The sequence below is a fragment of the Algibacter miyuki genome, from assembly GCF_030409805.1.
GTDB classification, from domain to species: Bacteria; Bacteroidota; Bacteroidia; order Flavobacteriales; family Flavobacteriaceae; genus Algibacter; species Algibacter miyuki.
Genome location: NZ_JAUFQP010000001.1, coordinates 367298 through 390101 on the forward strand (window position 1 = coordinate 367298; position 22804 = coordinate 390101).

At 33.4% G+C, this 22804-nt stretch carries 14 protein-coding genes; 10 read left to right on the forward strand and 4 right to left on the reverse strand.

Annotated elements, in window-relative coordinates; all coding sequences use genetic code 11:
- Positions 1-6: 6 nt before the first annotated feature.
- From QWY92_RS01075 to QWY92_RS01085, 3 genes are read right to left on the reverse strand one after another with little or no spacing between them, the layout of a single operon-like run.
- On the reverse strand, positions 7-1341 hold the full coding sequence (locus tag QWY92_RS01075) for a family 43 glycosylhydrolase (RefSeq protein WP_290267921.1): 1335 nt from the start codon (positions 1339-1341) through the stop codon (positions 7-9).
- A gap of 14 nt (positions 1342-1355) precedes the next feature.
- A complete protein-coding gene (locus QWY92_RS01080; protein WP_290267922.1) occupies positions 1356-2876 on the reverse strand; it encodes a sulfatase in 1521 nt (506 codons plus the stop codon).
- A gap of 4 nt (positions 2877-2880) precedes the next feature.
- Positions 2881-4638, reverse strand: coding sequence for an alpha-L-rhamnosidase-related protein (locus QWY92_RS01085; protein WP_290267923.1), 1758 nt, complete (start codon positions 4636-4638; stop codon positions 2881-2883).
- A 239-nt stretch (positions 4639-4877) separates the two neighbouring features.
- Here QWY92_RS01085 and QWY92_RS01090 point away from each other — a divergent pair, with 239 nt between their 5' ends.
- The 10 genes from QWY92_RS01090 (at position 4878) to QWY92_RS01135 (ending at position 21303) form a co-directional block, all read left to right on the forward strand.
- The gene (locus tag QWY92_RS01090) at positions 4878-6365 is read left to right on the forward strand and encodes a sulfatase family protein (RefSeq protein WP_290267924.1); all 1488 of its coding nucleotides are present in this window, start codon (positions 4878-4880) and stop codon (positions 6363-6365) included.
- Between the two features lie 313 nt (positions 6366-6678).
- On the forward strand, positions 6679-9909 hold the full coding sequence (locus QWY92_RS01095; protein WP_290267925.1) for a SusC/RagA family TonB-linked outer membrane protein: 3231 nt from the start codon (positions 6679-6681) through the stop codon (positions 9907-9909).
- A 24-nt stretch (positions 9910-9933) separates the two neighbouring features.
- Positions 9934-11472 carry a RagB/SusD family nutrient uptake outer membrane protein gene (locus QWY92_RS01100; RefSeq protein ID WP_290267926.1) on the forward strand — a complete coding sequence of 513 codons (1539 nt, stop codon included), beginning with the start codon at positions 9934-9936 and terminating at the stop codon, positions 11470-11472.
- 96 nt (positions 11473-11568) lie between these two features.
- Entirely contained in the window at positions 11569-13050 is a 1482-nt protein-coding gene (locus QWY92_RS01105) for a sulfatase family protein (protein WP_290267928.1), read from the forward strand.
- Between the two features lie 21 nt (positions 13051-13071).
- Positions 13072-14601, forward strand: a complete 1530-nt coding sequence (locus QWY92_RS01110; RefSeq protein ID WP_290267931.1) for a sulfatase — start codon at positions 13072-13074, stop codon at positions 14599-14601.
- A gap of 60 nt (positions 14602-14661) precedes the next feature.
- Complete coding sequence (locus tag QWY92_RS01115) at positions 14662-16122, forward strand: sulfatase family protein (RefSeq protein ID WP_290267933.1); 1461 nt, start codon at positions 14662-14664, stop codon at positions 16120-16122.
- Between the two features lie 6 nt (positions 16123-16128).
- Entirely contained in the window at positions 16129-17580 is a 1452-nt protein-coding gene (locus QWY92_RS01120) for a sulfatase family protein (protein ID WP_290267935.1), read from the forward strand.
- A gap of 132 nt (positions 17581-17712) precedes the next feature.
- On the forward strand, positions 17713-18897 hold the full coding sequence (locus QWY92_RS01125; RefSeq protein ID WP_290267937.1) for a carboxypeptidase-like regulatory domain-containing protein: 1185 nt from the start codon (positions 17713-17715) through the stop codon (positions 18895-18897).
- Between the two features lie 41 nt (positions 18898-18938).
- The gene (gene fbp, locus QWY92_RS01130; RefSeq protein ID WP_290267939.1) at positions 18939-19967 is read left to right on the forward strand and encodes a class 1 fructose-bisphosphatase; all 1029 of its coding nucleotides are present in this window, start codon (positions 18939-18941) and stop codon (positions 19965-19967) included.
- 289 nt (positions 19968-20256) lie between these two features.
- Positions 20257-21303 (forward strand): GntR family transcriptional regulator, encoded by a 1047-nt coding sequence (locus QWY92_RS01135; protein ID WP_290267941.1) that lies wholly within the window; start codon positions 20257-20259, stop codon positions 21301-21303.
- Positions 21304-21585: 282 nt separating this feature from the next.
- Here QWY92_RS01135 and QWY92_RS01140 read toward each other — a convergent pair whose 3' ends face one another.
- On the reverse strand, positions 21586-22683 hold the full coding sequence (locus QWY92_RS01140) for a leucine-rich repeat domain-containing protein (RefSeq protein WP_290267944.1): 1098 nt from the start codon (positions 22681-22683) through the stop codon (positions 21586-21588).
- Positions 22684-22804: the final 121 nt, after the last annotated feature.

Genomic DNA, 22804 nt, shown 5'->3' on the forward strand with positions numbered 1-22804 from the left:
ATGCGTTTATTTACTGAAGTTAAACGCGTTAAGGTGAACAAGCTCGCCTTTATTGCCTTTAAATACGAAATATAGATTATGCGTTTTCTTTTTGTTTTTTAATGTAGTAGATACGGTTTTGTAACTGTCCCAACTGCCTGTATTTGGTATGTTACAGGTGCCTAATAATTCTCCTGTTGGACTATCTAATCGAATTTCTATGGTTGCATTATCAACTTTTGAAGCCACCTCAAAATTAATAGTAGTATTAGCATCCATTTTTATGATGCTTGGAAAGTTTACATAGTCGTTATTTTGAATATTTTTCAAAACAAAACCATCTTGTCCTTCTTTTTTCTGAATGCCTTCAGACTTTTTAAAAAACCATTCAGCCTCGATAGTATCCCATAATGCACTATAGCTTCCAACACCAGTTTCATAATATTTACCTGTTTCTATAAAATTGGGGTCGCTAATCATATCACCATTATCTTTATAGTGTAAATAAGTCATCATAACTTGCCTATATGCTCTATTGTCATAAGGAGCGCATGTAAATTCCCAAGCATGGTAACTTTGCCCATTGTAATTTGCAAAACTAGCGTGTCCTTTGGGTTGTCCAGTACTTCTTTCATTAACGTAAGGCCCTTCTATGTTTTTGGACGTTCTATAAATTCCTGCACAGCTTAAATAATACGTGTCTCCATATTTATGAAAATATTGATGATCTCTAGCTCTCCCTTTTTCTCCAAAACCAAATTCGGTATCGGTTTTTAACGAAATTGGTTCTCCTTTTAGTGAGACCATATCATCGTTTAATTCAATAAGTTGGTAGTACAACATTTTATTTAGAATAAACCCATTTCTACCGTATATCAGATAGTGTCTCCCATCGTCATCTGTAAAAGTGGTTGGGTCATATTCGTAATTTTCAGACATTCCTTTTGGTAAAAAGGCTTTGTTGTAAATATCTACGTAAGGTCCTTGTGGAGTATCTGCAACCAATAAACCTGTTTCTTCGCCAGCGTTAGAAAAGTAGAAATACACTTTATCATTTTTAAAAGCAAGATCTGCGGCCCAACATCTTGTGCTAGCTTCACCTAAATAAGTATCTTTTGGATCTATATGTGCTTCAACTTTCCAATCTCGTAAATCGGTAGATGAAATAATAGTCCAATAGGTCATTTTAAATCCTTTGTTTCCAATAGCATCGTCTTTGCCAATAGCCATATACATTTTTCCATCATGAACCTTCATGGCGGGATCTGCATAGCCTCTTATAATTGGATTCTGAGAATATGCTTTTTCACAATTTATAAGAACAATAAAAGAGAGTAATAATATTTGAAAAACAGTTTTCATAAGTTTTTTATTTTTTAGTAGCTTGGATAGTTTTTAATAGGAAATATTGGGGGTATTCCAAATTTTGATTTACTTCCTTTTTTATAATTAGGATTTTTTACTGGAACTAGAGCATCAATATCGTTAAGATAATTATCGAGCATTTTTGTCATGCTCTGAACTAGTTTTTCTTTATTTGCCGCAATGTTATTGCTTTCAGAAATATCTTCTTTTAAGTTGAATAATTTATATTCGGGAGTTCTGTTAGGTCCTTCACCATACACTTTTAGTAATTTATAATCTTCGTGCCATACTGCTGTTGTAGGATAGTTGCCTGTGGCGGGAACATAATGTGGAAAGTGAGAAAATACCGCTTTTCTGTTTAGTGGTTTTTGTTTAGTTAGTAAGTCACTTAACGATATACCATCTAGTTTTTGCTCTGGGTTTTGCTTTGTATTTGTTATATCTAATAGGGTTGGATAAAAGTCGGTGCTTTGAATGATTTCATCTGAAGTAGAATGTGGTTTAATTTTACCTTTCCAAGATACAATACAAGGCACTCTAATACCGCCTTCATAGATATTTCCTTTACCAAAACTTAAAGGGTAGTTGTTGGTTGGAAAATCTCCATTAACCACGTCGTACATGTTTCCACCGTTATCAGAATAGAAAACGATAACCGTATCTTCCATAATATCAAGAGCTTCTAATTTATCCAAGATGGCACCTAAACTCTCATCTACTTTCTCCATCATGCCTCCCATAATTGGGCTGTTTTGTTTGCCACGAGGATCTTTTTTAGCCGCATATTTGGCAATTAATTCTTTTGGTGCTTGATAAGGGGCGTGGACACCATATTGCCATACGTTTAAGAAAAAGGGTTTGTCTTTTGTCTGATTGTCAAGAAAATTTACTGCTTCTTTTGTAACTCTATCTGTTATGTATTCGTGCTTTTCTCCGTTTGGTAAATTCGGTATTTTATAAGGCGAAAAATAACTTGGAGGTCCTGGATGTTGTTGGCCGCCAATATTTATGTCGAATCCATGATCTTCTGGCCAATAGCCTTTTTGACCTAAATGCCATTTACCAATATGAGCGGTTGTATATCCATTATCTTTTAAGGCTTCGGCAATAGTAAATTGATTTGTAGTAAGAAAGGTTCTTGAATCTGGTGTTGCCATTTTTTGCCAGGGCGCTCCTTTTTTTGCACTTAAATCTTGATTTGGGTTTGGAGGTAAATGGCCTCCAGGCATAGTAATACGAACTCTTGCAGGGTCTTGACCTGTTAAAATACTAGATCTGGTTGGCGAGCATAGCGGGTTAGCTGCATAGGCATGGGTAAATTTCATTCCCATTTTTGCTAACCGCTCCATGTTAGGGGTTTCGTAGTATTCACTTCCGTTTATACTGGTATCCATCCAACCCATATCATCAACTAAGAAGAAAATAATATTAGGTTGTTTTACTGTTTTTATCTCTTTTTTTGTGTGAGAACCACATGCAAGCACGCTTGTAAGAAGCGTTGCTAAACCAAAGGTTTTTAGTGTTTTTATCATGAATTTATTGAATTACTTTTAACCCTTTTGGAGCGTCTATTGATGTAGTTATTTTACCGTTAGATTCTTTTTTATGACCGACTTTTAATACTCCAAATTTTGTTGGAAACGTACCGTTAACAAATTCTAAATCGCCAAGGTGTGGTTCTAGTTTTATAGTATTTCCGCCATCTAAAACATTTACGCCTAACACATGCTGTGTTAACCAAGATGTTGGTCCGCTTGCCCAACCATGGCATAAACTATGTCTTAATCCTACATAACAAAAGGCTCCAAAATCTTTATGAATATCACTTTTGTTTTCAGTGGGAACTTCGTCAATTCTTCCGCTAATTTTGCCTTCTGTAATATTAAAACCTTCCCAAAACGTTGTAGCACCTAAATCTAACATGCCACCCCAATAGTCTTTAATAACATTTATAGCCCCGTTGTAATCATCGGCTTTAGCCATAGCTTCTAAAATATAATAGCCATAAAATGTAGACATATTTTCTACACCATTTTTTGTTAAAATTTCTGAATTAATTTGTTTTGCTTTTGCAATATCTGCCAATACCATTAAGGAGGCTGCTTGTTTGGTTGTGTTGCCTTCAGGGATATGTTTCTTTAAATTTTTAGATATTTTTTTATATTTTTTCTGAAGATCGGGTCTGTTAAATTCTCCCATAATGTCCGAACCAGCCTCAAAAGTCATAATCATCATAGCTTGTAAGCCTGCATGAATAGCTTTAGGGTCTGTACTTGTTGGCCAATCTAAAAAACGCATTCCGTTTAAAACCTCTTTATTATCGTTATCTATAAAAGTGCTTAACTGATCTAACAATGCAATCATATAGGTTTCTTGTTCTTTTAAGTATGGTAAATCACCATGATAATCGTACCAATTTTTATGAATTAATAACCACCACATTGAATACGAACTAATGGTATTCATCCATTGTGGTAACGGGTGTTGGTCTCTTGCCAAATCTAAACTTTTAGGGACAATACTATTTTTTCCAAAAACAGTATTAATCGTCATCACTTCGGGATGCATATCGCCAACCCAAACTAAACGATCTCTTTTTATACCGTCCCATAAATAACTTTGCATGTTTAAATGCACAGTATAAGCACCTGTTAGCCAAATATCATTTAAACGTTTATCGCTACTTTCAAAGGAGCCTAAATAGGGAATGTCTCTATATGTAAATGCTGCTGCAATTTCTTTTAATGGTGCGTTTTCATTGGCATCAACTAAATCAATTCTAAGAAAACGAAACCCAGTTTCTCCAACTTCCACAGCGCCTAACCATGGGACTTCAATAATAAAATCTCTTAAAGAGTGTTCGTTTGTTGCTGTGTTTTCACCACCAACATCAGACATGGTTTCTGAGACCGATTCACCAAAACGCAATCTTAATTTAAGTGGTGTTTTACTCGGTCTAATGCCCATTGATATTTTTACACCACCATGAATTTCTTTTCCGTAGTCTAAAATAATACCGGGTTTGTGAGTGTCTGTGCTTATTAATCTGAATTGATTTTTATCATTCACAGCTACTTGGCCGTTTCCTTTTTTTAATAAGGTTTCTTCGTTTTGGATATACGTATCTGTATCATCCGATTGCCAAATGATTTTTTGCGGGGTTAAATAGGTTTTAACCATTTTTGAATGACTCGCTCTAGCTTCATCACTTTCGTTGAAAATAGGAGGGAGTTGCCCGAAAAATAAGGTTTGGCTTAAAAGGAAAACCAATAATATAGCGTGTGTTTTTTTCATTTTTTGACTTTATTGAAAAAGATTAATAATTTTTATGTGTTACACTGGCTTGTAAAAGTACCTCAGAATACAATAAATAGTATCCTGTTGAAACCTGTTGCCTTTATATATTAAATGAAAGGCGGTTACTTGTTTTTGGTTTTAAATCATTGATATAAAAAAGGAGTATAGCAGATATAGCAGGATACATTAGGGGATTATATTTAATATTTTTGAGGACTAATTTAATATGTGATTTTATGTTTTTTGCTAGAATTCGATTTACTCTTCTAATCATTAGTGTTTCTATGTGGTTTCAAAGTTGTAAAAGTCAAAACGATGTAAAAGAACGAATTGAGGATACACAGCCATTAAACGTTGTACTTATTTTATTAGATGATCAAGGTTATGATACAGCCATAGATGGAACAAAAGGTATTAAAACACCTAATTTTGATAAGTTTTCAAGAAAAGGTATGCGTTTCACTAATTCTTATGCTAGCGTACCATCATGTTCGCCAAGTAGAAGTTCTATTAATACCGGTATGTTTCCGCATGCAAATGGGCATTGGAGAAATACCATAACACCAAAATTAAGTGATCCAGATAGTTTCTTTGGAAAAGAATCTCCAACGGTTGATGCAGTAGGTATTCATGAATACATTAAAACTTTACCAGAAGTGTTGAAGGAATATGGGTTTTTCACAGCTATAACTCAAAAATTTCACATGAGTCCACCTTGGAAATTTCCATATTCAGATAGGAATCCTGTTCATAATAATCCGGAGGAGTATAAAAGGGTGATTTCAGAATTTATAGATAATGCAGGAAGTCATCCGTTTTTTTTTCAAGCAAATATTTCGCCGCCACATAGAAATTTTGACACTCATATGAATGAGTTTCCTGAATATATGGTAGACCCAAGTATCATTACTGTTCCAGAATATTTACCAGATACGCCGTTAATGCGTGAGGATTTGAGTAGATATTTTGGGTGTATACAGTTAGCCGATGCTTGTGCGGGAAGTATTATAGAGGCTTTAAAACTTAAAGGGAAATTAGAAAACACCCTAATTATTTTTACTTCCGATCAAGGTCAACCTTATCATAGAGCGAAAGCCTCAGCTTATGCCGAAGGATTACATGTGCCTTTCGCTGTTGTTGGTCCAAATATTAGAAAGAATAAAATCTCTGAGGCGTTAGTTTCTCATGTAGATATTATGCCTACTATATTAGACTTTTTAAATATTCCTGTACCCGAGACTGTTCAAGGTAAATCTTTAATTCCTATTTTATCTGGTAGAGCAAAAAAAATACAGAACAGAAAATATATTTTTGGCGAGCATAATTCTCATGGACCAAACCCAAAGGAGCACTACCCAAGTCGTATGGTGTTTGATGGTGAATTTTATTTTATTAAAAACTTAATGCCAAATAAAGATTATTTACTTCCTGCCGATTTAAGTGATGTTAAAGGTTGGAATAATAGAAGTTATCAGGCTACTATACAGGCTAAGTTTAGCCATCCAAAACAGTATAAAATTTTAAGGTTACTAGAATCTGGACGGCCAGAAGAGGAACTTTATAACATGAAAACAGATCCATATCAGCTTGTTAATTTGGCTAACGATGCTAGTTATAATACAAAAAAAATGGAGTTAAAAAACGCATTGAAGACGTGGCGAAAGGAAACAAACGATGAAGTTGAAAATCCAGCAAAAATAAAGACACGACAAAACATACGTTAACGTTTTATAAAAGTAAATAGGTTTTATAGTATAACAGATAAGTGTATAAGTGGTGGTCTTTTCGTGCGTAATAGAGATAAATAAAGTCTTGTTTCAATAAATTACTAGTGTTGTATCTTCCAAAGGAAGTGACAGAAGAAATATGAAAGCATTCTTTTTGTTTCCTGTTTGTTATTGTTTTAAGCGTGTATCTTGTAATATAAGTTGTTATTGCAGATGCGGCAGGATGCAATTATGTTAAGATTATATTAATATTGTTGAAGTTAGAATTAACCATTAATCATCAAGATTAAAAAAAAATAAAAACTAAATTATGAAATTAATTAATTACGAGAATGTCTTGAAGAAGATTCTATTCTTTTTCTTTATTATGCTTTCTTTAGGAAGTTATGCTCAAGAAATTGTTAAAGGTGTTATTAAATCTTCAAACGATTTACCTTTGCCAGGTGTTGCTGTTGTACAATTAGGAACATCCAATGGGACGGTTACAGATTTTGATGGTAATTATGAAATCACTTTAAGGCCGGGGTCGAAAAAATTAACATACTCATATATTGGGTTTACATCTGTAGAACGTCTAATAAATAGTTCGGGTACTGTAGATATTACTTTAAAGGAAGATATTCAATCATTAAACGAAGTGGTTGTTATTGGTTATGGCGCGGTAAAAAGGGAAGATGTAACAGGTGCTATAAGCTCTGTTAAAAGTAAAGATTTAGAAGATCAATTTTATACAAGTATAACTGAAACCCTTCAGGGGCAGGCTTCAGGTGTACTAGTTTCTCAAGATTCAGGTGAACCAGGCGGAGGGATTTCTGTAAATATTAGGGGGATAAATAGTATAAGTGGAAGTAGTCAGCCGTTATATGTAATAAATGGTATTCCATTAGGTTTAGATACTCAGGCAGAAGGGGATAACTTTTTCACAAGTACTAACCCGTTGGCAGATTTAAACCCAGATGATATTGAAAGTATTGAAGTTTTAAAAGATGCATCGGCCACCGCTATTTATGGTGCTCGAGCAGGAAATGGTGTTGTTTTGATTAAAACGAAGGAAGCCAAGGCTGGTAAAACTAGAATTGAGATGTCTTTTAAAACCTCTGTTTCTAATATAGGTACACCTTATGAATTAGCTACTGCAAGTCAATTTGCGCAGTTTGCTAACGACAGACAGGTCTTGCAAAGCCCTCAATTGACGTATCAACAATTGGTAGATGATGATAGAATTCAATTTGACGGATCAGAACCAAATAGACCTCTACCTGAAAATGCTGGTGTAGGTACCAATTTTATGGATGCTATTTTTAGACAAGGTTTTAATAATACTGTGAATTTTAGTATTTCCGGTGGTACAAAAGCATTTTCTCAGCTATTATCTGTGAATTATAATGAGAATGAAGGTAATATTATAAATTCGGTTTTTCGTAGAATGAATTTGAGATATAATTCCAAAATGAAAGTTGGTGATAATTTTACACTTAATACAAATCTTCAATTAAATAACACTAAAAATCAAAGGGTGCAAACTAGTGCTAGAAGTGGTTTGGCAGGGGTTGTCTTTTCAGCGATGAGGATTAATCCATATGTTCGCTTATTTGATGAAGCTGGCGACTTAAATGAGTTTGATCAAGAAGGTGATATTGTACAAAACCCTTTGATAGAAGCAACACAAGCAGATAATGTTGTACGAGGTAAATCAATGATATTTTCTACAAGTGGGGTGTATAACTTAGCCAAAGGTTTAAACTGGACCAATAGAATTGGTTTTAATTATAACAATAATTCAAATCAAAGTTTTCAAAACAAAAAAACACGTTCTGGACGAAATGCTAATGGACGATTATTTCTTTCTGATGCTGAAACAAATAGGTTTACAGCCGAATCATTTATAAATTATAATAATCAAAACTTCAACAGTCATAACATTAATGTTACAGCAGGAGCTAGTTATACCGATGTTACAAGTTTTAGAAAAAGCACACTGTATAACGATTTTACATTCGATGATTTAGGCGTAGATGCTATCCAGTTGGCAGGAACTATTTCGGATCCTAAATCTTTTAAATCAAATAATTATATCCAATCCTTATTATTCAGGTTTGTTTATTCATACAAAAAGAAATATACCTTTACAGCAACAGGTAGAAATGATGGGGATTCTAAATTTAGTCAAGGAGAGCCATGGGGATTCTTTCCTTCGGCCGCGCTTTCTTGGGATATAAATAAAGAAGGATTTATGAAAAAAATAAGATCCATTTCTCAATTTAAGTTAAGAGTCTCTTATGGTGAAGTTGGTAGTTCTATTGGTGTAGGGCCGTATTCAACATTAGATACTTATGCAATAGGTAGAATAGGGTTAACAGACAATACATTAAATACTGCTACTTTTTCTGAACGTATTGCAAATAAAAACCTGACTTGGGAAACGAGTAGAACATTAAATTTAGGTGTAAATTTAAATTTCTTTAAAAACAGGTTAAGAACATCGGTGGATGTTTATGAAAGAATAACTGATAATCTATTAAACAACCTACAAATACCATTACAGAATGGTTTTGGATCAATACCAATTAATGATGGTGAATTAGAAAATAGGGGTATTGAAATAGATTTGGGGTATGATATTTTTAATAATGAAAAGTTTTCATGGACAACCAAACTAAATTGGACGAAAAATGTGACTAAGTTGATTGAATATGGTACAAATGAGTTTATTCAAGGGCCTAATTTAGCGACCAATTTCTTTGGAATAGATGGAACAAGAACAGCTCCGGGACAAGAATTAGGTTTGTTTTATGGTTACAAAGTTACAGGGTTAATTCAAGTGGACGATTTAGTAGATTACGCTAATGGTAACTTCAATATTAGAACAGAGCCAGGGATAGATTCTGACGGTAATCCAGTCGATGTTCAAATTTTTGCAACCACAGCTCGAAATAACAATGGTAATGGTAACCCACAAGCAAATACACCAGGGTTATGGAAGTTTGACGATCTTAATGGAGATGGCGTAATAAGTATAGAAGATAGGCAAGTTATAGGTAATCCTAATCCAGATTTTTTCTTCGGATGGAACAATCAATTTAAGATTGGAGATTTTAACATTTCCATGTTCGTACAAGGCTCTGTCGGTAATGATATTCTTAATCTTAATAGAGGTTTTATTGGCTCTGGTTGGGTAGGTGCTAATAGTTCTCAAGATTATCTTAAAAACCGTTGGACCCTAGATGATCAGCATAACGATATCAGATACCCAAGTAATGGAAGTCCTGAAGTTGTTAATATTCCAAATTCTGTTTATGTAGAAGATGGTTCGTATGTTAGACTTAAAAACTTAAGTGTGAGGTACAATTTAAGAAAGGTTCCCTTTTTTAAAAATGCGTCTATAATTGCAACAGGAACTAACATGGTTACTATTACAAACTATACCGGGCCAGATCCAGAAGTTAGTACAAATGGAAATGGCGCCTTAAATAGAGGTATTGATTATTCGGCTTACCCAAGACCAAAGGTGTATACATTAGGAGTAAACTTAACATTTTAATAGTCTAAAATAAAAAAATATATTATGAAACTTAAACATATAATAGTTTTCTGTTTAATGATTGTAGGCCTTGTATCGTGTGATACTGCCTTAGAAGAAGAAATATTTTCAACCTACAGTAGTGATACGTTTTATCAAAATGAAGATCAGTTACAAGCTCAAAATCTTGGGATTTACGAAGCGTTTAAGCATGTTGTTTGGGAACAGGATATGTATATGCTAGGAACTATGGCAGGAAGTAAATATGCTACTTCTAGGAGTCTTGGTTTTGCTATTCATTCAGCTTATTTAACTCCAGAACAACAACCTTTTAGGTACGACCGTATATGGCGTACTGGTTTTATTGCGATTGGACGGGCTAATACCATTATTAAAAATTTGCCTTTATCTCCATTTTTTATAGAACAACCAGAAATAGCTAATCGCTATTTAGCAGAAGCAAGATGGATGCGTGCATATACTTATTTTCAGTTAACACAAGTTTTTGGCGATTTACCTATCTATACAGAACCAGTAACATCGGCAAATCCAGATATTTTATTTAAAGGAAGAAGCTCTGTAGGAGATGTTTATAATTTAATAATTGAAGATTTAATATTTGCAAATGAGAACTTACCAGTAACTTGGACTAAAACAGGTTCAGGCCGAGTAACAAAAGCAGGAGGAGCTTTCTTATTGGGTAAAGTGTATTTAACTTCTGCAGGATTACCTTTGGAAAGAACAGAGAATTATCAAAAAGCTATAGAGGTTTTAAAGCCGTTGGCAGATAATCCTCAAGATTACGATGTGGCATTAGAAGATAATTGGGGAAGAATATTCGATATTTCTAATGAAGGAAATAAAGAAATTATTTTTGCATTTGGAAATATTTACGAAAATGGACTTGGAGGCGTATTACCTGTTTGGGCAAATCCTAACTTAAGCACTGTTGGAGGAATACAGTCAGCAAATGGTAGTAATTATTTATTAGCATGGCATCCTGCTATTTTAGATCTTTACGAGGCTGATGATGTGAGATTGGTTCAAGGATATCAAAATACATATATCAATAAGCGTACAGGTAATGAAGTACCATATAAAGCAACCCCGCTTGTATCGCGTGGAACGACTTATCAGGGTAGAAGTGGTATATGTTCTACTAAATACATGGATGGTGGCGCTACGAATAATGTAGCACACACAAAAGATCATATTGTTTATAGGTATGTTGATGCCTTTTTAATGTTGGCAGAAGCTTATAATGAAAATGGAGAGGCAGCAAAAGCATTGCCATATTTAAAAATTGCTAGAGATAGAGTAAATGCTAGTGAAATTACAGAAACAGATCCGGTTGCTCTAAGAACCATTATTAGAGAAGAGAGAACAAGAGAACTTTATGCTGAAATGGGAGAACTTTTCGATTTAAGACGTTGGGGGACTGTAGAACAAGAGTTTGAAGATCACTTATTAAGAAAATGGAGATACCCAAATAATAGTTGGGATGATAAATTTATTTTATCTCCATTACCTAATGCTGAAATAAGTAAAAATCCAAATTTATTGCCTAATAATCCAGGATGGTAGTATCACATTTTAGAAGAGTAAAAGCCGCAAATTTTATGTTTGTGGCTTTTATTACTAAACATTAATTAGTTTTTTATAGTCATATCAGTATAGAATATGAGATGTATATATATATTATTTAGCTTAGCTGTACTGTTGTCTTGTAAGTCTAGAGTTTTAGAATCTAGTGAGATAACTTCGCAAAAATCACCAAACCTTGTTATAGTGCTCTCAGATCAACACTCTGCCGATATGGTTGGAGCATATGGCAATTCACAAATAAGAACTCCAAATCTGGATAAGCTAGCTCATGAGGGCATGTTACTTGAAAATGCATTTTCGAGTCAACCCGTTTGTACACCTTTTAGAGGGATGTTAATGAGTGGCATGCATCCATTAAAAAATGGAGCCTTTGTTAACGATGCGCCTTTATTGCCTAATAAAACAAATTTGTTGGCAGAAATATTAAAAGAAAAAGGCTATCAAACCGCGTATTTTGGAAAATGGCATTTATTGGGGGGCGATAGAGATAGACCTATTCCTGAAGCGTTAACTTATGGTTTCGATACTATTTTAACCAACAACTGTCATGTAGATTTTAGGGCAGGGAAAGCCTTTTTTTGGAATAAAAACGGGGAAAAGGAATTTTTTAGCGAGTGGGAACCCTATGGGCAAACACGTCAAGCTATTAATTATTTAAAGCAAATAGATAAAACCAAACCATTCGCCATAATTTTGTCTTTACATCCACCACACGATTGGGGCAAGTTTAAAGGAGAGGATGGTAAAATGCATTATCGATACGACACAGAGGATGAGTTGATGAATTTGTATAATCGAGATTCTATAATTTTACGTCCTGGTTTAGAAGATACTCCAGATAGAAGACGCATGTATCACGGCCATATGGCACAAGTTACAGGAGTAGATATTGCTTTAGGTAGATTGATGGATCAATTAAAGAGTATGGATGTGGAAGATAATACCTTGGTAGCATTCTCTGCAGATCATGGAGATATGTTAGAATCTCATAACGCCGTTTTGCCAAAGCAATACCCACACGATTATTCTAACAAAATTCCTTTTATCATTAAATATCCTAAGAAAATAAAAAGCGGCTTAAAAACAAAAACGCTTTTTGGGACTTTAGATATTTTACCTACCCTTTTAGGGTATTTGGATATTGATACGAAACAAGAGTTTGATGGTCGTGATTTGTCGGCGGCATTAATAAAGAACCAATCTGATAAAGATAATTATGTACCACTTTGGGTATATCGTCTTGGCCATGCAAATAACATTAATTGGCGAGGTGTTGTTACAGAAGAATTTACATTTTCTATGGATAAAGATAATAACCCTATTACCAATACTTTGTTTGATAGAATAAAAGATCCATACCAATTAAATAACTTATATGAAGATCCAGAATACAAAGTTATTAAGAGTCGTCTCAAAGAGTTGACTTACCAATGGATGGATAAATACCATGATGACTTTTATGGGGCTGATGAGTTTAAATCCGTTCAGCCAAAAGAAACATGGCAGTATAATTATACCAAAAATCCTGTTGAGCTTTTTGAAGCTAAAAACAAATAATAATTCGATAAAAATATTAAGATGAAAAAACTGTTTTTTTTAATTTTAACTTGTGCCTTAATCACTAGAATAGAGGCTCAAAATAAACCCAACGTAGTTTTTATTTTAGCTGATGATTTAGGCTGGAGCGATGTTACACTTTACGGTAAAACTAAACTATACGAAACTCCAAATTTAGAGCGTTTAGCCGCTAGAGGTATTACTTATACAAGAGCTTACGCAGCAAGTCCATTATGTTCCCCTACAAGAGCAAGTGTTTTAACAGGACAAACACCGGCTAGAACAGGTATTACAGCGCCAACAGCACATTTGGGAGAAGTGAAATTAAAAGCAACACTACAAAAAAATCCAGCTCCTGGGAATAAAGCGGTCATGTTAGAATCTGTTTCAAGACTAGATAATCAATTACCAACTTTAGGTAAACAATTTAAAAATGCGGGGTACCAAACAGCACATTTTGGAAAGTGGCATTTAGGAAAAACACCTTATTCTCCTTTAGAACATGGTTTTGATGTTGATATTCCACATTGGCCAGGGCCAGGGCCTGCAGGTAGTTTTGTTGCTCCATGGAAATATCCAAGTTTTAAAGAAAAATATACTAAAGAACACATAGAAGATAGAATGGCAGACGAAGCCGTTTCTTGGTTAAGATCTATAGATAAGTCTGTGCCATTTTTTATGAATTATTGGCAATTTTCTGTGCATGCGCCTTTTGATGCCAAGGAAACTCTAAAAAAATATTATAGAACAAAAGTAGATTTAACGGATGCACAACACTCAGCAACTTATGCAGCAATGATTCATTCTATGGATGATGCCATCGGACGATTGCTAGATGAATTGGATAGATTAAATTTAAGCGAAAACACCATTATTGTTTTCACGAGTGATAACGGAGGGAATATGTACAATGGGGTAACAGATGTTTTACCAAATGGAGACGAATATGTAGCTCCACCAACAAGTAATAGACCTTTACGTGGCGGAAAAGCAACGATGTTTGAAGGTGGCGTAAGAGTGCCAACAGTTATTTCATATCCTGGAATTACTGCACCTGGAACAACGAGTGATGCATTAATTCAGTCTACAGATTTCTATCCAACGTTGTTGCATTTAGCAGGTTTAGAAATGCCTAAAAATTACACTGTTGATGGTATTGATATTACCGAAACTTTAAAAGGTAAAGATGTAAAAAGAGAGGGGATATTTACATATTTCCCTCATCAACCGGGAGTTCCTGATTGGTTACCAACAGCCATGTCTGTGCACTCTGGAGATTGGAAATTAATTAGGTTATTTCACCAAGGAAATAATTTTAAGCACGATTATTTATTGTACAATTTAAAATGGGATGTGAGTGAGCATAATAATTTAGCTAAAGTATATCCGGAAAAAGTTACGGAATTAGATAAATTAATTGAGAAACATATTCATGATACAAAAGCTATTATACCCATACAAAATCCAAAATTCGATATAACCAAGTACAGACCAGAAAGTGTTGGAAAACAACTAAAAGGATTAAAAGGAAAGAAACTAGAAATTAATTAAAGAAAAACACCTATTTCTAGGTTATTCTATTGGTGTTTAGAAACTATAAAAAAAATATTTATGAAATATTATATAAAGCTAGCATTCATTTTTGCTTTTTGCGTTTTAAATGCGCAATGTCAAAGTACAAACGACACCGCGAAAAAGAGTGCTGTTAATAAAGAAAAATCCAAACCAAATTTCATTGTCATTTATACAGACGATCATGGGTATTCAGATCTTTCAATTCAAGGTATCAAATATGACGTTAAAACTCCAAACATAGATAATTTAGCTCGTAATGGGGTGCGTATGGAAAGTGGATATTCTACAGCGCCTCAATGTGTGCCATCTAGAGGCGGTATTTTAACAGGACGTTTCCAATCTAGATTTGGATTAGAACTTAATGGTGATTCTTTGGAAGGATTTGATGCAGAAACCACTATTGCAGACAGGCTTAAAAGTGCTGGTTATGCTACTGGTATGGCCGGAAAATGGCATTTGGGCCCTGGAAATCAAATAACCAAACATGGTTTCGATCATGTGTTTTACAAAAACAGTGCGCAACCAGGAGTAGCTAATTTTAATTTTGAAGGTAAGTCTATTCCTTTAGCCGCTGGAACTACTAAAATGTATCATTTAGATGCGTGTAGTAAAGCGGCAACAACTTTTATAGAAATGCACAAGGATAAACCGTTCTTTTTCTATTTAGCATATAGAGCACCACACGTACCATTGGATGCGACACAAAAATATTTGGATCGCTTTCCTGGTAAAATGCCTGAACGTCGTCGTCAAGCTTTAGCCATGCTTTCAGCAGTAGATGATGGTGTTGGAGAAATTATGAAAACATTAGATGAAAATAATTTAACAGACAATACGGTTATTTTCATTATTGGAGATAACGGCGCTCCTTTAAAGATTACAAAAAAAGATAAACCTGGTGGAGGGCCAGGATGGGATGGTTCGTTAAATGATCCATTGAATGGTGAAAAAGGCACCTTAATTGAAGGAGGTATTAGAACCCCTTTCGTGGTGTATTGGAAAGATAAATTGGTAAAAGGAACATATAAGCACCCAGTGTCCTCCATGGATTTTGCTGCAACGGCAGTAGAATTGGCGGGATTATCAACAGATGATAAGCTAGATGGTGTTAATTTAATTCCCTTTTTAAACGGAGAAAAATTGGAAGCTCCTCATGATAAATTGTGTTGGAGATGGGGAGGACAATCGGCCATTAGAAAAGGTGAATGGAAATTTTTTAAAGGTGATGATAGAGAATATCTTTTTAATTTGGATCAGGATATTGAAGAAAAGAATGATTTGCTTGCTAAGCATCCGGAAATAGTTAAGGAGCTAAAAAAAGAATTATTGGCATGGAGTAATGGATTGACTCCAACCGGATTTTCAAAAGGAGGAATGTCTAAAAATGCTAACGCCTATTTTGATTATTATCTAGATGGAATAACTAACAAAAAGGTAAGTGTAAAAACTGAAACAGGAAAAAATAAAAAAAAGAATAACAAGAAAAAAAGAAACTAATTAGATATGAAATATTACTTCAAATTTTTACTTCTTTTTAGTGTGTTTATTTTAAGTACACAGTGTAAAAGTATAGGTAAAGAACAGAAGGATGCTAAAGATCAAGAGCAAAAAGCAAAGCCTAATTTTATTGTTATTTATACGGATGACCATGGGTATTCAGATCTTTCAATACAAGGTATTAAGGCCGATGTAAAAACACCAAACATTGATAGATTAGCGCGTAATGGTGTGCGTATGGAAAGTGGTTATTCTACAGCGCCACAATGCCAACCATCTCGTGCAGGTCTGATAACCGGGCGTTTTCAATCTAGATTTGGATTTGAAATGAATGGCGATTCCTTAAATGGGTTTAAATCAGAAACAACCATTGGAGAACGGCTTAAAAGTGTCGGCTATACTACAGGTATGGCTGGAAAATGGCACTTAGGCGCAACTGATGAGATAACTACCCATGGTTTTGATCATGTTTTTTATAAAAATAGTAATCGTCCAGGATTGACTAATTTCAATTTTGATGGAGAATCTATTCCGTTAACTACTGAAACTACTAACATGTATCATTTAGATGCCTGCAGTAAAGCGGCAACTACCTTTATAGAAATGAACAAGGATAAACCCTTCTTTTTCTATTTAGCCTACAGAGCACCACATGTGCCTTTGGATGCCACAAAAAAATACTTAGATAGATTTCCAGGCGAAATGCCAGAGCGTCGTCGTAAAGCTTTAGCCATGCTTTCTGCGGTAGATGACGGGGTAGGGGCCATTATAAAAACTTTAGAGAAAAATAACTTAATAGATAATACAGTTATTTTTATTATTGGAGATAACGGCGCTCCACTAAAAATCACAAAGGAAGATAAGCCTGGAGGAGGTCCTGGATGGGATGGTTCTTTAAACGACCCATTAAATGGCGAAAAAGGAACCTTAATAGAAGGTGGTATAAGAACTCCTTTTGTTGTGTATTGGAAAGGTAAATTGAAAAATGGCACTTATAAACATCCGGTATCTGCATTAGATTTTGCTGCAACGGCAGTGGAGTTGGCAGGCTTGTCAAAGGATGATACATTAGATGGTGTTAATTTAATTCCTTTTTTAAATGGTGAAAATACGGGTGCTCCACACGATAAGTTGTGTTGGAGATGGGGGGGGCAATCTGCTATTAGAAAAGGTGAATGGAAATTTTTGAAAGGTGATGATAGAGAATATCTTTTTAATTTGGATGAAGATATTGAAGAAAAAAATGATTTGCTTTCAAAACATCCAGAAATTGCAAAGCAGCTTAAAACAGAATTATTAACATGGAGTGAAGGGTTGAAACCTAAAGGTTTTTCAAAACGAAATATGTCTAAAAATGATAATATTTTTTTCGATTATTATTTAGAGGGTGTACCTTATAGGAAGCCTTTGGATGGATTGCTATATAAAAATAATAAAATAAAAACAGATAAAAAATAAAAGAATAGTATAAATAAAAAAAACAGAAAAATTGATGATGAGAAACTTTAATAGATTCATCAGAATTAATTAATCAATGTCGATGATAAGGATAGTATTCAATATAAACCTTAATAAATAAAATATTTTAAAATGATAAAACTAAAAACGACATTCTTGATAGTCATAGGATTCATGCTTATTTCAGCAAATTCTTCATATGCCCAAGAAAAAAAGGAGGTTTTTCTTGAAGGTGTTATTATGGATGAATACAATATGAATGTGCCTTATGCTGCTGTTGGGATTCCTAAAAAATATGTGGGTACTGCAAGTAATGACGAAGGCGGTTTTCAACTATCACTTGCTAAAAGCAACCTGCAAGATTCTTTAGAAATTTCAAGTATTGGCTATAAAACATATAAAATAAAAGTTCAAGATTATTTAGACCAAAAAGAGAAAAGTATAGTCCTAAAAGAGGATATTGTATCACTTTCAGAGGTTAAACTTTTAAATCCTAGTGCGTATGTTAAAAATGCTGTAAAAAAGGTTAAATCTAATACGTTAAGCTCTAAACATCAGTTAAACATGATTTACAGGCGCTCTTCTGTAGAAGATGGCAAAACCCGTTTTATGGTAGAGCATTATCTTAAAATATTAGATTATGGGCCTACAGTGCCAAGTTTTGATGAAATGGAAATTGCAGAGCAAAGAAAATCTGCCGATTATCGATTCGTTAATAAAAAGCAACCTGTGCATACCGTAATTGTAATGGCTCAAATAGACCCAATAAGGCAAGGTTTTTCATTAAAAGACTACAATTGGAGTAAAACAGGTGATACCTCTTATGATGGTGAGGATATTGTTATTATTGAAGGTCGTAAAAAGGATAAGAAAATGGATTTTATAAGACTTTATATTGGTATCGATACTTATGGGATTTATAAAATGGAATTATCTAGATTAAATTCTCTTTTTCTTTATAAGAAAGATATTAATGGAAAATTAGTTTTAAGCTACCATAACAGAAACCCGTCTATTCAGGGAACTATTAGTGAACAAAAAAGGAAACTTTTGAAGTTGAAAACTACAAAAGTAAAATGTGCTTACAGACATGAAGCCATAGTTTTAAGTGTGATTTCGGATAGAAAGAAATTTGATATTAAAAATATAAATAGTAAGCGTAGCGATATGGGAGACTTTGATATAAAATACAATCCTACCTTTTGGGATACTATTAATTTGCCTCCCGAAACCGCATTTTACAAAAAAAGTGTAAACGATTTAGAATCTATTTATGGTGTGCCAATAGAAACACAATTTAATGCCGTAAATAAATAAATAAATAAATATAATATTTAAGCAATAATACTAAGTTGATTATGGAGAATAAGCATATAACTTTGGGTGAGTTTATCATTGAAAATCAAAAACATTTTAAATACTCCTCTGGTGAACTTTCAAGATTATTAAATTCTATTAGATTGGCTGCCAAAGTGGTAAATCATGAAGTTGGAAAAGCTGGTTTGGTAGATATTATTGGGACGGTAGGAGAAACTAATATTCAAGGTGAAGATCAACAAAAATTAGATCTTTTTGCTAATGATGTTTTTAAAACAGCCTTAATTAACAGGGAAATAGTATGTGGTATTACTAGTGAAGAGGAAGAGGATTTTATTACAATTCAAGGTAAAACAAATTCACATAGAAATAAATATGTGGTATTAATTGACCCATTAGATGGGTCGTCTAATATTGACGTTAATGTAAGTGTAGGAACCATTTTTTCAATTTACAGAAGATCAACCCCTATGGGAATGCCGGTAAAAAAAGAAGATTTTTTACAAAAAGGAAATGAGCAAGTAGCAGCAGGGTATATAATTTATGGTACATCTACTATGTTGGTTTACACCACAGGACATGGAGTTAATGGCTTTACATTAAATCCTGCCATAGGGTCGTTTTATTTATCGCATGCCAATATGCGTTTTCCCGAAAATGGAAATACGTTTTCTATTAACAATGGTAATTACACCCATTTCCCTCAAGGAGTAAAAGATTATTTAAAATTTTGCCAAGCAGAAGAAGGAAACCGGCCCTATACTTATCGCTATGTAGGTTCGATGGTTTCAGATTTTCACAGAAATTTAATTAATGGCGGTATTTATATGTACCCTACAAGTTCTAAAAATCCAGAAGGAAAGTTGCGTTTATTATATGAGTGTAACCCTATGGCGTTTTTGACAGAACAAGCTGGTGGAAAAGCTAGTGATGGTTACATAAGAATTATGGATATAAAGCCGAGTACTCTACATCAAAGGTGTCCAATTTTTTGCGGCAGTAGCCTTATGGTTGAGAAGGCAGAAACGTGTATGAAGAAATATTTGCTAGAGGAAACACCAACAGCTTAAACTTCAAAATTTGTGTATTTGTTTAAATTAATATTTTTATAATGCCTTCATTTCTATTGATTTTCAAACTGTTTAATTTGTTGTTATTCAGTTTATTGTGTATTTATTTTTTTCGTTATTGAAGACATATCACCTCTTGTAAAAGCTATATTTCCCCGATTTTTTTTTCGTTCTTAGGTAATTTTGAATACCGCTTTTTTTATTAGATATTAATAAATGAAATGAGTTTATAAAATTACATGTAAGGATTTAGGAACGGTTTTTTTTCAACTTTAAAAAAATAAATTTTATGGAAATATCAAATTTTGTTCAAATTGATGAGGATTCAAGAGAATCAAAATATCAACAAATTGTAAAATCAATAATTCATAATATTGCCATTGGAAATTTAGAAATGGATGAAAAGATTCCATCAATTAATAGTTTCAGTGAAGAGCTTTACGTCTCTAGAGACACCGTTGAAAAGGCGTATAATATTTTAAAGGAGCGTAATGTTATTTCATCAATTAGAGGTAAAGGATTTTATATAGCAAGAACCAAACTTATTTCTAAAATTAATATTTTGTTTCTTGTTAATAAATTGAGTTCTTATAAGATGAGAATTTATAACTCTTTCGTAAATGGTATGGGGGCTAATGCTCAAACCGATTTACATATTTATCATTGTGATGAAACGCTATTCTTAAATTTGTTAACCAAACATAAATCGTCTTATGATTATTATGTAATTATGCCTCATTTTAAAACAGAAAAGCTTCAGCATGTTAGTATGACTGAAACGGTATCTTTAGCTTTGAAAAAAATACCAGAGAATAAGCTTATTTTAATGGATAATGCATTGGAGAGTGACGAAAATGAGATTATTACGGTTTATCAAGATTTTGAGAATGATGTTTATACAGCTTTAAAGCTTGGGATTCAAAAATTATCCAAGTACAAGAGGGTAGTGCTTGTGTATCCAAGAGAATCTGTTTATCCTTATCCAAGAAGAATTTGGCGTGGCATCGGAAAATTTTGTGGAGAATATCAATTTGATTTTGAAGTGTTGGATGAGATTTATGATGATATCATAATGAAAAAGGATGATTTATTTATAATCATTGAGGAGTCTGATTTAGTAAATTTTATAACACAGGCTAGAGAACAAGAATATGTGCTAGGAGAAGATATTGGCGTTATTTCTTATAATGATACTCCTTTAAAGTCTCTTTTTGGAATTTCAGTTGTATCTACAGATTTTGATATTATGGGAGAAACAGCAGCTAAAATGATTTTAAATAAGGAGAGAGGGAGATTTAAAGTACCTTTTAATTTTATTGATAGAGATTCAATTTAAATAATAAGCACTAAGTGAATATTTTTATGGCAATCAGTTTCGATTTTCATTATTTTATTGGCTTTGTTTTAATTTATAGTTTTTCTATAATATTGAATTAAAATTTTATTGAAATAAGCATGGTCGTGTTTTATAAATTTGGTTAAATGGCATGCATAGAGTTACTTATGTCAATATTGCATATTAAGTTATTATAATACAAAAGGCTCATAGGATTTTAAAACCTATGAGCCTTATTGTTTATCTAATATTTTTAGCTTTAAGCAAAAGCAAAAATGAATGTTATTGCTTTACAAAGCGAATAGTTTCTGTTGTATTGTTTTCAAACTTAGCTTTGAAAAGATATAAATCATTTGATAAGTTGGAAATATCAAATTCTTTTTGATTATTAAAAGTTCTAATTTCTTTTCCTAAGGTACTATATATAATGGCAGAAACAACCTTTTTAGATACTCTAATGGTGTTTGTTGCAGGATTCGGGAATAATTTAAAACTAGGTGTAAGTTCATGTTTATTAGTTGATAAGGTTGTACCTGCCGCAATAGAGAAGTAAGCATCCCAATCAAAAACAGTGTCATTGGAGTAATCATTTACTCCTGTTGCTGTAGGTACAAATAACGTACCGCCTGCAATTGGAGCAACTATACCATCAAAAGAGTTTGAATTTACTGTAGCAGGAGGTACATCACTCCCTAAATACATTGTTTTTAAAGCAGTACAATTAGCAAAAGCCAAGGGACTAATGATACTGATAGCAGTGCCGGAAAAGTCTAAAGTTTCTAAACTAGTACAACCATTAAAAAAACCTGTAAAAATCCTAGAGGATTGCGCGTTGTTTTTAAGAGTGAAAGATGTTAAACTTGTGCACCCGTTAAATACATTTGAACCTTGTTTGTTTGCGCCAGAAGTGCCATGTCCAATATTAACATTAACCCCCGTTAAATCAACACTAGTTAGTGAAGTGCATCCAGCAAAAACAAAATTTTCCATTTTTACTACGCTTGTATCTAGATTTGAGGGCGCAAAATTAATTGAGGTTAAATTAGTTAAACTTCTAAAAGCATTAAAAGCTAAATAATTTATACTGCCTGGAAACGAAATAGACGTTATAACGTTATTGGCTCCACCGGTAGCATTATTATAAAATGCGGCAGGTACCACTCTAACAACCGTATATTCAATGCTGGTATTTGCGTCTGTAACTTTTTCAGGAATAACTAAATCTTCGGTTTCCTGCCCTGGGACAAAGCCCGTTACGCTAACTGTAAGTTTCGTTGTGTTTATAATGTTGTATGATAAATTTCCAACATCAAAGGCTTGTGCAGAAGCTTGGGTTAAGCACATTACAAGTGTAAAAATAAAAAGTAATTGTTTTTTCATAATAAAGAGTTTTGAATTAATATACTGTGTGTTTTAAACAATAATACATTCAAAACCCCAAAATTCCATCCTGTTGTTTCTGTGATAATAAAGAATATTTTGTTAGTATGTGTCTTATTTA